The organism is Larkinella insperata, assembly GCF_026248825.1.
Lineage (GTDB): Bacteria > Bacteroidota > Bacteroidia > Cytophagales > Spirosomataceae > Larkinella > Larkinella insperata.
Genome location: NZ_CP110973.1, coordinates 4304087 through 4315422 on the forward strand (window position 1 = coordinate 4304087; position 11336 = coordinate 4315422).

Annotated in this window: 12 protein-coding genes; 6 read left to right on the forward strand and 6 right to left on the reverse strand. The window is 51.7% G+C overall.

All coding sequences use genetic code 11. From position 1 onward, the window contains the following. Positions 1-151 precede the first annotated feature (151 nt). Positions 152-1174 (forward strand): acyloxyacyl hydrolase, encoded by a 1023-nt coding sequence (locus OQ371_RS17345; RefSeq protein ID WP_265989444.1) that lies wholly within the window; start codon positions 152-154, stop codon positions 1172-1174. A gap of 151 nt (positions 1175-1325) precedes the next feature. Then, positions 1326-2159: a hypothetical protein gene (locus OQ371_RS17350; RefSeq protein WP_265989445.1), complete on the forward strand. Its 834-nt coding sequence runs from the start codon at positions 1326-1328 to the stop codon at positions 2157-2159. 6 nt (positions 2160-2165) lie between these two features. Here the strand turns inward: OQ371_RS17350 and OQ371_RS17355 are convergent, their stop codons facing one another. The 4 genes from OQ371_RS17355 to OQ371_RS17370 all read right to left on the reverse strand — a co-directional run bounded on the left by OQ371_RS17355 (position 2166) and on the right by OQ371_RS17370 (position 5329). Beyond that, entirely contained in the window at positions 2166-3002 is an 837-nt protein-coding gene (locus OQ371_RS17355; protein WP_265989446.1) for a TIGR02757 family protein, read from the reverse strand. A 62-nt stretch (positions 3003-3064) separates the two neighbouring features. After that, positions 3065-3286, reverse strand: a complete 222-nt coding sequence (locus OQ371_RS17360; protein WP_265989447.1) for a hypothetical protein — start codon at positions 3284-3286, stop codon at positions 3065-3067. 130 nt (positions 3287-3416) lie between these two features. After that, positions 3417-4469 (reverse strand): LysM peptidoglycan-binding domain-containing protein, encoded by a 1053-nt coding sequence (locus OQ371_RS17365; protein WP_265989448.1) that lies wholly within the window; start codon positions 4467-4469, stop codon positions 3417-3419. Continuing rightward, on the reverse strand, positions 4466-5329 hold the full coding sequence (locus OQ371_RS17370) for a hypothetical protein (RefSeq protein WP_265989449.1): 864 nt from the start codon (positions 5327-5329) through the stop codon (positions 4466-4468). Before OQ371_RS17370 ends, OQ371_RS17365 begins: the two co-directional genes overlap by 4 nt. Positions 5330-5423: 94 nt before the next feature. On the opposite strand from OQ371_RS17370, the gene kdsB reads away from it, so the two are divergent. Further along, entirely contained in the window at positions 5424-6188 is a 765-nt protein-coding gene (kdsB, locus tag OQ371_RS17375) for a 3-deoxy-manno-octulosonate cytidylyltransferase (RefSeq protein ID WP_265989450.1), read from the forward strand. A gap of 376 nt (positions 6189-6564) precedes the next feature. After that, complete coding sequence (porX, locus tag OQ371_RS17380; RefSeq protein WP_265989451.1) at positions 6565-8121, forward strand: T9SS response regulator signal transducer PorX; 1557 nt, start codon at positions 6565-6567, stop codon at positions 8119-8121. Positions 8122-8220: 99 nt separating this feature from the next. Here the strand turns inward: porX and OQ371_RS17385 are convergent, their stop codons facing one another. Continuing rightward, a complete protein-coding gene (locus OQ371_RS17385; protein WP_265989452.1) occupies positions 8221-8901 on the reverse strand; it encodes a cell division ATP-binding protein FtsE in 681 nt (226 codons plus the stop codon). 85 nt (positions 8902-8986) lie between these two features. Then, on the reverse strand, positions 8987-9646 hold the full coding sequence (gene fsa / locus OQ371_RS17390; RefSeq protein WP_265989453.1) for a fructose-6-phosphate aldolase: 660 nt from the start codon (positions 9644-9646) through the stop codon (positions 8987-8989). Positions 9647-10144: 498 nt separating this feature from the next. Here fsa and OQ371_RS17395 point away from each other — a divergent pair, with 498 nt between their 5' ends. After that, positions 10145-10807: a tetratricopeptide repeat protein gene (locus tag OQ371_RS17395; RefSeq protein ID WP_265989454.1), complete on the forward strand. Its 663-nt coding sequence runs from the start codon at positions 10145-10147 to the stop codon at positions 10805-10807. A 75-nt stretch (positions 10808-10882) separates the two neighbouring features. Then, on the forward strand, positions 10883-11233 hold the full coding sequence (locus OQ371_RS17400; protein ID WP_265989455.1) for a transmembrane 220 family protein: 351 nt from the start codon (positions 10883-10885) through the stop codon (positions 11231-11233). Positions 11234-11336 lie beyond the last annotated feature (103 nt).

The following is an 11336-nucleotide window of genomic DNA, read 5'->3' on the forward strand; positions in this document are numbered from 1 at the left end:
TAGTTGTAAGTCGTCTAAAATAACGTAACCAGTTACCGAATAATAGTTAACATATCGTTTATAAGACATTAGGATGGTAAGATTCTGTACGGTTTTTCTAGTAGCACTAAACTTCACTTGCCTGGCTTTCGGCCAGGCAGGCCCAGACACGTTGACGGCTCACCGGCAATTTGGTACGGCTTGGCAGCAGGGCATTTCAACGTCGAACCAGGTTGTTCCGGCTTCCCGGCAAACTCCCATTGGTCTGGAACTGACGTATAGCCAGGTTAGTTTACGCCGTCGTGCGTGGGAAAACTGCCGGTGTTTTGCCCAGGTTGGGGGGTACGTCAATTACCTTACGTTCCGGAATCCCATACCGCTGGGCCGTACGGCGGGAGCGGGCCTGTTTTTTGAACCATTGATCAATTACTCCAGACGGCTCTATTATTCCGTTCGCGTGTTGGCAGGGCTCACCTATCTGACCCGTGTCTATGATCCCGTCAGCAACCCAACCAACGACCATTTTAGTATGCCCGTGAGCGCCTTGATCGGTAGTGGTTTTACGGCGCATTACCGGCTTACCCAACAATGGAACCTTACGCTGGGCGCTATTTATAACCATATTTCAAATGCCGGAACGCGGTTGCCCAATCAGGGCATGAACATTCCGATAGTAGCCGTGGGGGCACAGTACCAGCTTAGCCCGGCGGTTTTGCCTGATACCCGCGAATGGGGCCGGGCGCCGTTGGGCCGACGCTGGATGAGCCGCGCCCTGCTGATGGGGTCCATTCGGGTTCTGCCCAAAACCGATAAAAAGCCGGAAATGGCTCTGCCGGTCTTTGGGCTAAATGTCGTCGGTGGCTACCGCATCACCCGGAACCACGCATTTTCGGCGGGATTTGAACTGGTTGACGATCATTATTTTAAGGAACAGGTCATTACCTGGACGAGAGGCCGCGTGACGGATGCCCGCCAGGCGACGGTGTTGGCGGGGTATGAATTCTGGCAGGGGCGTTTCATCTTCACCGCGCACCACGGCTGGAACCTGATTCGGCCTATTCGATACAAGCCTGCTACTTACCAGCGTTATAACCTTCTCTACCAGTTTCCGAACCGAATTACGGCGGGGATGAGCGTAAAAGCGTACGGCGACAACACCAAAGGGTTTAGTGTGGTAGCAGGCTATACGTTGTAACCAGCCAGGTAGAGCGAAAAACAATAGGGCGTTGGATAAAATCGGAATCTCCGTGGCGGAGGCAAAATGTAAGGCAGTTGTAGTGACTTCGTAGGTCGGTTTACGTATAGTATGTAGCATACTTTCCTTGTCACTTTATTTGATCCTTGCCGTGTTTGCATCCAAAGAAGTTCTATCACTCGATGAATTATATAAAGCGCAAAATGAGATCAACCGCATTAAACAGTCGTTGCTGCGGGCGGCTTTGTTTGGTGAGGGGAGCGAGCCGTCCGACGTGGTAGAAAGCCGCGAGAGGCTGCATAATTTCCTGTATTTTCAACTGTCGATGTCGGCCCGGCTTATTACGATTTATGACTTTGTCGGCCAGCCGTTTTACCGGCCTTCCGCCGAGTTATCCGCCGTTGAATTAAGTCAAGAAGTAGACCGGCTTCTGCTGTTACTGGCGCAAAACGGTATCGAAATCACCGTTTCAGATCCACACGCTAACGCGGACGACCGGAAGTTACATTCGTTTATCACGGAAGTCGTTTTTTCGAAAGAGGTTAGAGACATTCGCCTGCCCGGAATTTGTTACAGCATCGACTACAATTACTACTGCCCGGACCACACCCACGCCTGTATTTATGTCGTCGATGAGTTTCTGACAGGGCTGTTTAAATCAGACTACCGGCGTTTTGAATTTTGTCTGGCGGAGAATTTTTTCATTAATAATGACCCCCGTGAAGAGTTATACCGGTATGTGAGGACGGCCTTTGATGCCTATAAAAAGGACCGCAGTGACTACCGGCTGGTTGGCTGGACGGTTGAGAGCGTCGATCTGGACGAAGGGCAGCGGAAGGGCGTTGTTCACCTGGAACTACACTATGGTCTGAAAGGACATAAAACCCCGCTGATTACCGAAAAAGGCTTGATGGAATGTTATGGCCAGGAAAATAACTGGTGGTTTATCCACCGCATCGACTGGCCGGGCTTATTGCTGGAATGATCGTTCTTACATTTCCCCTTCAACGCCCAGACCGAATAAGGCGAAATCGTACTTCACCGGGTCGTTCGGATCAAACTGCTTGAGAGCGTCAGTTAACTCCAGTGCGGCTTTCCAATCGGTTTGCGGACGGTTTAGCAGCCCTAATTTACGGGCTACCCGTCCAACGTGGACATCGATGGGAATAACCAGTTGAGACGGTTTGATGCGGCCCCAAAGACCAAAGTCAACGCCCCGGTCATCGTGCCGAACCATCCAGCGCAGAAACATATTCAGCCGTTTGCAGGACGAATTCCGCTCGGGGGTGGAAACGTGTTTGCGGGTTCGCTCGGGAAAAAACGGATCGTCACAAAACCGGTTGTGAAACGCTTCCAGAAACGGACCGACCGACGGAAGACCGTGAATCATCAGCCCTTCTTTTGAGTCCGGTGCACAAAGATTCAACGAATCTGCCCGCTGGTCCGTGGGTGCGTTGAAGGGCACAAAGGCATCTTCCAGCGTGTCGTGCTGCTGGTAATAGGTGTGAAAAAAATGCAGGAAATAAAGCGTGTCCGTGGCGTTGAACGTCCGGTGCTTGAAGAGTAAAAACCGTTTCAGATCGGTTTCCTGGTGGTTTACCACAAAATCGTACGGGGCCCCGTCCATGAGCTCCACCAGTTCGTTGGCCTTTTTCAGGATGACCGGACGTTGTCCCCAGGCCAGCACGGCGGCCCAGAAGCCCATAATTTCGACATCCTGTTTGCGGCTAAACCGGTGCGGAATGCTGATGGGGTCTTTTTCGATAAAGGAGGGCTGGTTGTATTGCTCGACCTTCCGGTCTAGTAATTCCTGAACTGAATCGTGCATTGGAATGGGAAAACCGCGCCGAACTCAGTCGGCGGGTGAAACGAACAAACGGTTGGGGAACATCAGCGGCTTTTGCCTCCGCTCAGTACCCACACAATAGCTTGTGAAATTTTAGAAAAGACGGAAACAACAACCGAAAAGATCGCGGTGAACGTGGCAATAATGGGGTATGAAACCGTAAAAACCGCACTGAATACTTTGTATCCTGCAGTAGTTTTCATCTTTTCATCCCGTTCTCTGTGCCGACGGGCAATTCGCTCGGCTTTTTGTTCTGGAGTAAGCATACTTAACGGTAACGTCGAATAAAATCGTTTAAATGGATAAACAGTTTAAAGAGCCCACTTATTGACTGGCCTGAAAAGTTGACGGTTGGTACTGACTCTTCAGCCGTTTTGGCCCCGAAACGGTTTCTTTTTAAGGTACTAAGTAACTGACCTCAGCACGAAAACGCCGATCGACGGGAGAAAGTTTCTCAAAGGCGCGGGCCGAGATTTTTACAATCACTTTCTCGTTGACACTGGTGTCGGGCAGGCGGCCAATCACTTTCACCCAGATCGATTGCTGGTTCATATCATTCCGGACCAGAACGAGCGTTCCGATGGGCGCGGTTCGGTGTAAAGCCAGGTATTTGTTTGAATTGCCGGATTGATCAATAACCTCCGCCATACCAATTTCCGACATCCGGCGCGCGTTTCCGCCCGGATTCGGCAGCGGACCGGAATCGCCGGGACGAATAATGCGCGGTTCAGCCGGCTCCGAACTGGTGGGTTCAGCCGGTGTACGTTCGGCTTCGGTGGGCCGGGGGGCTTCTTCCCGCGGGGCCGGCGGCAAGGTGCGCGGGGGAGCGGGGCGCTCGGTCTTGGGCGAGTCGTTGCGCGACGTTCGGGCCGCTTCGGCCGCCGGTTCCGTGCGGTGCGGGGTCGCGGGCTTGGCCAGCGGTTCCCGGACGCGCCAGGCTTTTTCGGATACAATCAGGGCCTGGCCGCTGACGATGTTGTCGGACGGAAGATTGTTCCACCGGCGAACGGCGTCCATCGAGACGCCGTACCGGGTGGCCAGACTGTACAGGGTTTGCCCCGGTTCAACCTGGTGAATACCGCTGTTGGCTTCTTTTGCGGTTTCCGTTTTTACCTCCCGCTCTTCGCGTTGCTGTTCCTTTTCTTCTTTCTTAATCGCCTTGGTCACTGCTTTTTCCTGCTTTCGCGACAAGTTGCTGGCCGGAACCCGGACAACCTGGTTGTAGCGGACATTGTCGGGCAAACCGGGGTTGGCTTCCTTAATGGCCTGAAGGGTGGTTTTGTACTTCCGAACGAGCGAAAACAACGTTTGACCCTGCTCAACGCGGTGCAGGACGTACAATTTTCCCTCTTTCTTTTCCATTCCCAGCGAATCCGGTAGGATGGGGTGAGCTTGTGCAACCATACTGGTCAGACAGCCAGCTAACAACAGCGGTAACAGTCGCTTCATGGTGTTGATGTCAAAAAATAACTGGTAAGTGAATGCGATGCAGGTTGAATGATGATCTGGTTTCCCCAAACGCAGAAAGCGCCATCTCCGAACAACGACGAAGCGGTTGATTCGGGAGCCAGTCGGGTGGTTTCGAGCTCCTGACCGGTGTGCTGGTGTAACCAGATCGTTTGTTGGCGGTCGATGATCAACAGGGATGAACGGAGCTGCTCGTTTGTTTCACGATAATAATACGAAAAAATCAGTTTATCGCCAACTTCCAGGTAGTCGATGGAATCAAGTGCCTGTTGATGAACCACTTTTTTTATAAATCGGTCAAGAACCGGCCACCAGGTGCTGGTCGTTGTATAGGAAACGGGGAAAAGCAGCCGCGAATTGTGGCCAAAAGCCGGTTTTTCGGCGGACTCGGCAGGTTCACCGTCGGTCAGCCGGAGCGCAATGCCGGGGGTGGAACCTGTGTCCGTCAGGGAAGCCCGTCGGGCCCAGACCCATTCTGAACTGGCTCCCACCAGCACGTGCTGCGACCATTCCCACTGCGATCGGCCAGTCTGCAGATTTACGTTTCCCAGGGCAGTGGGCGCCGGTAACCGGTTGTTGTCGAAGCGGTGGTAGAGCGCCTGCCCGTTCCAGACTCCGACCAGTGAGGAGTGAAAAGGCAGTGCGGGCTGCACCTCAGACCGGATGGTGCCGTCTGGCAGGCTGACCGTTGCTAGCTTCAGCGTTTGCGTATCCCGGCTTCGGAGTTCGGCAACCAGCAAACCCGGCGCGGTGTCAATCTGCTCAAAAACCAACCGCCAGATCGGTTGCGAAAAACGGATCTGGAAGGCAAGAGGCAACGGATTGGAAATAGGGTCGCTCATGGCACAATCGGGTTATTGTAACAATCCGGACTTCAATGAACTGGTGTAAGCGGAGTTCGGAGTATCTTGCGCCAAAATTACCGAAAAGCAACGAATGAATATCCTCGGAATTGTCCCGGCCCGGTTTGCGTCGAGCCGTTTTCCGGCCAAAGCGCTGGCCGATATTGACGGAAAAACCATGATTCAGCGCGTGATGGAACAAGCACGGAAAGCCGAATCGCTCAGTCGGGTGGTGGTGGCGACCGATCACGAAACCATCGCCGATCACGTTCGCTCGTTTGGCGGAGAAGTCATCATGACTTCCGAAAACCACCAGAGCGGCACCGACCGTTGCTTTGAAGCCCTGCAGGCTGTTGGGGAAGAGGTGGATTATGTGATCAATATTCAAGGCGATGAGCCGTTTATCAAACCCGAGCAAATCAATCTCTTGGCGTCGGTCCTGGACGGTACTACGGAACTGGCAACGTTGGTGAAAAAAATCGACGACCCTGCGGTTTTGTTCAATACCAGCACGCCGAAAGTGGTGTTGAACAGCCGAAGCGAAGCGTTGTATTTCAGTCGGCAGACGCTTCCGTTCCTGCGCGAACGCCAGCCCGAGGAGTGGTTGCAGCACCACATTTTCTACAAACACATCGGTATATACGCTTACCGGGCCGATATCCTGGCCCAGATCACCCAGTTGCCGCCCTCACTGCTGGAGAAAGCCGAAGCGCTTGAACAACTCCGCTGGCTCGAAAACGGCTACCGGATTCGGTGCGTCGTTACGGAACTGGACAGCTACGGCATCGATACGCCCGAAGATCTGGAACGGCTGGAGCGCCACCTTTCCCGTGCAGAGACCAAAGGAGAAGGTAGTTAACCGGAAGTGGCATCTTACGAAAAGGTGAGTAATAGGGGCCGGTTTTACTTCGTAACCGTTAGCGGTTTGCGGTCCACCTGTATTTAACCGTATACTTGCTTTTTTCGCCTGTGGTATGATTCATGCGTAAAGCTACGCAGTTATAATTGTTGATAGTTAAATCGCCCTGTTCGCACTTTGTGCCGGGGCGATTTTGTTTGCCGAAATCCGAGCCAAGCCCGCCTACCTACCCTCGACGCCCCGAATCAGATTGTTTCTTTCAGTTTGTTAAATGTTCTTAAATACTGTTAAAATTGAACCCGCTAAACAGTTTGGGGCGTTACCAAGTTGAACTACCGTAAGTAATTTGAATTTAACCACACAGAATTACCTTATCATGCAGAACTATTCCATCCTCTGGGCCGACGACGAAATCGATTTATTGAAACCCCATATTCTCTTTTTGAATAACAAAGGGTACACCATTACCCCCGTGAACAGCGGGGCCGATGCGCTCGAAAAAGTGGATCAGGAAAATTTCGATCTGGTTTTTCTGGATGAAATGATGCCGGGAATGACGGGGCTGGAAACCCTACAGCAAATCAAGCAGATCCGCCCTAATTTGCCCGTGGTAATGATCACCAAGAGCGAAGAAGAACACATCATGGAGGGGGCCATCGGGGCTAAAATAGCCGATTACCTGATCAAACCGCTGAACCCCAATCAGATTTTGCTGTCAGTCAAGAAAATTCTCGATAACAAACGGTTGGTGACCGAACGGACTAACCAGAGCTACCAGCAGGATTTCCGGAACCTGTCCATGCTGTATAACGACCGGATCGATTTTGACGACTGGGTTGAAATTTACAGAAAGCTCATTTTCTGGGAGCTGGAACTGGACGGGACGCAGGACCGGAGCATGGCGGAAGTGTTCAACATGCAAAAAAGTGAGGCCAACTCAACGTTTTGCAAGTTTGTGATGGACAGCTACGAAGACTGGCTGAACGAACCGAAAATGGACAAGCCGATCATGTCGCACCAGTTGATGCGCAAGAAAGTTTTTCCGTTGCTGGAGCAAAACAACCCGCTTTTCTTCGTTCTGATCGATAACCTGCGCTACGACCAGTGGAAAGTCATCGAACCGATCATGTCGGAGTACTTTACGGTGGAGGAAGAGTCGTCGTATTATTCAATTCTGCCAACAACAACGGCTTTTGCCCGCAACGCCATTTTCTCCGGAATGCTGCCGAGCGAAATGGAAAAGAAACACCCCGACCTCTGGGTGAACGACGACAATGAAGAAGCCGGTTTGAACAACAACGAAGACCAGTTTCTGAAACGTCAGATTGACAGCAGCCGGTTGAACATCAAGTTTTCGTACAACAAAATCCTGAACATTAATCAGGGTAAATCGCTGGTCGATAACTTCAACAACCTGATGCAGAACGACCTGAACGTGATCGTTTACAACTTTGTGGACATGCTGTCGCACGCCCGGACGGACATGGCCATGATCAAAGAGCTGGCACCCGACGAAGCGGCTTACCGTTCGATTACCCGTTCGTGGTTCAGCCACTCGCCCTTGCTGGAACTGGTGCGTAAAATCTCGGAGAAAGGCGGACGACTGATCATTACAACCGACCACGGGATGATCCGGGTGCAGAAACCCGCTAAAATTGTCGGATACCGCGATACCAACACCAACCTGCGCTACAAACAGGGCAAAAACCTGGGCTTCGACGATAACCATATTTTTGTGTGCCGCAAACCGGAAAATTTCTTCCTGCCCCGGATTCACGTTTCAACGGCTTACGTCTTCACGCTGGAAGATTACTTCTTCGCGTATCCCAATAATTACAATTATTACGTCAACTACTACCGCGACACCTTCCAGCACGGGGGCGTCTCGCTGGAAGAAATGATCATTCCGTTCGTGTACCTGAAAGCGAAATAAGATAACGCGCGGAGCGAACAAAAAACGGTGAGTGATGAAATACGGACGCGCATTGGGTCCGTATTTCATCACTCACCGTTTTTATTGATTTCTTCCTGCTTAAAGCCCCTGCTCGGTTACCTTGCCGTCTTCTACGCGGAGGGTGCGGGCGGGGTATTTGCGGAGAAAATCGTAGTTGTGGGTCGCCATCAAAATGGCAGTGCCGGAATTGTTGATGGTCTGAAACACCTGCATGATCTGTTCGCTGACGGCCGGGTCCAGGTTTCCGGTCGGTTCGTCGGCAATCAGGATCATGGGTTCGTTGAGCATAGCCCGGGCCACCACCACGCGTTGTTGCTCACCCCCCGAAAGCTGGTGCGGCATTTTCTTGTGCAGCGTACCCAGCCCGACCTGCATCAGCACATCCGAAATCCGGTTTCGCATTTTCGTCTGATCGGTCCAGCCGGTGGCTTTCAGCACAAACCGCAAATTTTCCTCCACGTTGCGGTCCATGAATAATTGGAAGTCCTGAAAGACGATGCCGATTTTCCGGCGCAGGTACGGCACATCCTTGGGCTTGAGCTTTTCCAGCGCAAAACCGGCCACGCGCCCCGAACCGGACTGCAGCCACAAATCGGCGTACAGCGTTTTGAGCAGAGAACTTTTTCCACTGCCCGTCCGGCCGATCAAAAACACAAAATCACCTTTGTTGATATCAAACGTTACATCAGCCAGGACAATCCGGCCCCCCTGGTAAATATCAGCCTGACTCAGTGACAGAACGGGTTCGGTAGAAAACATACTTTTGAGTGAAGCGTGATGAGCGAAGAGCGAAGAGTTATAAATGCATCAGCCAACTAGTCATTCTTCACTCTTAATTCTTAACTTATTTTGCGCCAGCTTTTTGGTGGTCAGCCAGAAATTTGGCGAGACCGATGTCGGTTAGCGGGTGGTTGAAGAGGGCCATAATGGCGCTCAACGGACCGGTCATGACATCGGCTCCAACTTCGGCGCACTGAATGATGTGCATCGGGTGGCGAATGGAAGCCGCCAGAATTTCGGTCGGGTAGTTGTAATTCCGGTAAATCAGCGCAATTTGCTCAATCAGGGCCACCCCATCCACCGAAACATCATCAAGACGGCCGATGAAGGGCGAAACGTAGGTGGCTCCGGCTTTGGCCGCCAGCAGCGCCTGCCCCGCCGAGAAAACCAGCGTGCAGTTGGTTTTAATGCCTTTTTCCGAAAAGTAATTGATGGCCTTAATGCCTTCCTTGATCATCGGCACTTTGACAACGATCTTATCGTCAATCTCGGCCAGTTCTTCGCCCTCGGCAATAATTTCCCGGTAAGTTGTGGCAATTACTTCCGCACTGACATCCCCGTCGACAAGGTCGCAGATGGCTTTGTAATGCTGCATAATCCGGTCTTTACCGGTAATGCTTTCCTTCGCCATCAGCGAGGGATTGGTGGTAACCCCGTCTAAAATGCCCAGGTCCTGAGCCTCCCGAATTTCGTTTAGATTGGCCGTATCAATAAAAAATTTCATGTTATCTGTTTAAGCAGAACGTAGGTTCAGTTTACGGTTACCAAACGCTGCCCATTCCGAGCCGTTTTTGAAATACCGTGATCTGAAAACCGTAAGCTGTTAAGTGTATGATTAGAATTGCTCCAAAAGTAAAGATAATCTTGCATTAAGATAGCCTGAACTTTTGTTTATCTGAAATCAAACGAAGAATGCGGGAGGGAAGCGCCGGGAGTGGAGGAGTCCGGAAATAAAAAAAGGCAAACCGACATCTCACCGCTACGACCACCTACCCTTGCTTCCGTCAAGACCTGGGGGATTCAGCAGGAGCTGGTAGTGCCTGTTTGCCGGGTGCAAAATTAGGAATTTTTGTTAGAAAATAAAAGCGGCCCGCTACTTTTGTGACAATTTCAATCTTTCATCATGATAAAAACTGTTTTAGATACCATCAGAGGGCTTTTCCAACGCTCCAGGACGAAAAAAAAACTCCGGCTGTACGGCTGGCTTCTTGGCGTATCCCTGATGCAAGCCTGTACCTCCTCGGAAGAGAAGCTGGCGGAAGGGCGGGCGCTGATGCAGCAGGGTAAATTTCGGGAAGCCATTCAACCGCTCAATGACGCCATCAACACCGACGGCGGCAATTTCGAAGCGTTCAACAGCCGGGCCGTGGCTTATTTTGAGCTGAAAGACTACGAAAACGCCCTGCTCGATTATGATCAGGCCATCAAGCTTAGTCCGGATTTTTACAAACCGTATTACAACCGCGCCAAGCTGAAAACCGCCCGGGGCGAAACCGATCCGGCTTTGAGAGATTTTTCGGAAGCCATCCGCCGGGCTCCCGACATTTCGGATATTTACCTCGATCGCGGCCAGTTGTTTGCCAACTCGGGCAATTTAACCTCGGCACTGTCGGATTTTAACCAGGCCATTCAGCTGGATCCGAAAAACTCGCTGGCGTATTTCAACCGCGGTAACATCCGGTTTCAGCAGGACGAATTTGCCGAAGCGCTCAAAGATTTTACCAAAACCGTTGAACTGGACGCCAAATTTGGCAAAGCCTTTAACGCCTTGGGGGTCACACAAATCATGCTGAACCAGCGGGAAACCGGCTGTCTCAGCCTGAAACAGGCCAAACAGCTTGGCTACGCCGAAGCCGATACGTACATTACGGAATACTGTCAATAAGAATGAGGAGTTAGAAAGGATGAACGGCGTTGTGCCAGCCCATTTCTAGCTCCCCATCCCTAACTCCTAACTCCTATGCGTAAAGCAATTTCCATCTTTTTCGGGCTTATTTTTCTACTATTTGCCGCCTTTCAATACAATGATCCGGATCCGCAGGTCTGGGTTCCGATCTACGGGGCAGCGGCTTTCGTGAGTTTTCTGGCGTTGGGCAACGCGGTCCAGCCGTGGTTTTTCGCCCTAGCCGGACTGGCGTATGTCGTGGCAGCCATCTACCAGTGGCCCCCGGCTTTTGAAGGGTTTTTACTCGACGAAATGGGGATGAAGACCATCAACATTGAGCTGGCCCGCGAATCGGGCGGCTTGGGAATCTGCGCCATTGCGATGTTTATTTTGGCGGGGCTGACCCGGAAAAAAGCCTATTCGTAATTGGATCACCCAGGTTCAGCGGAGCCCCTGATCATCCCCGGTGTCTCTGTGTAATAGCTCTAAATCAAAAAGCCGCCGGAACCATGAGCTCCGGCGGCTTTTG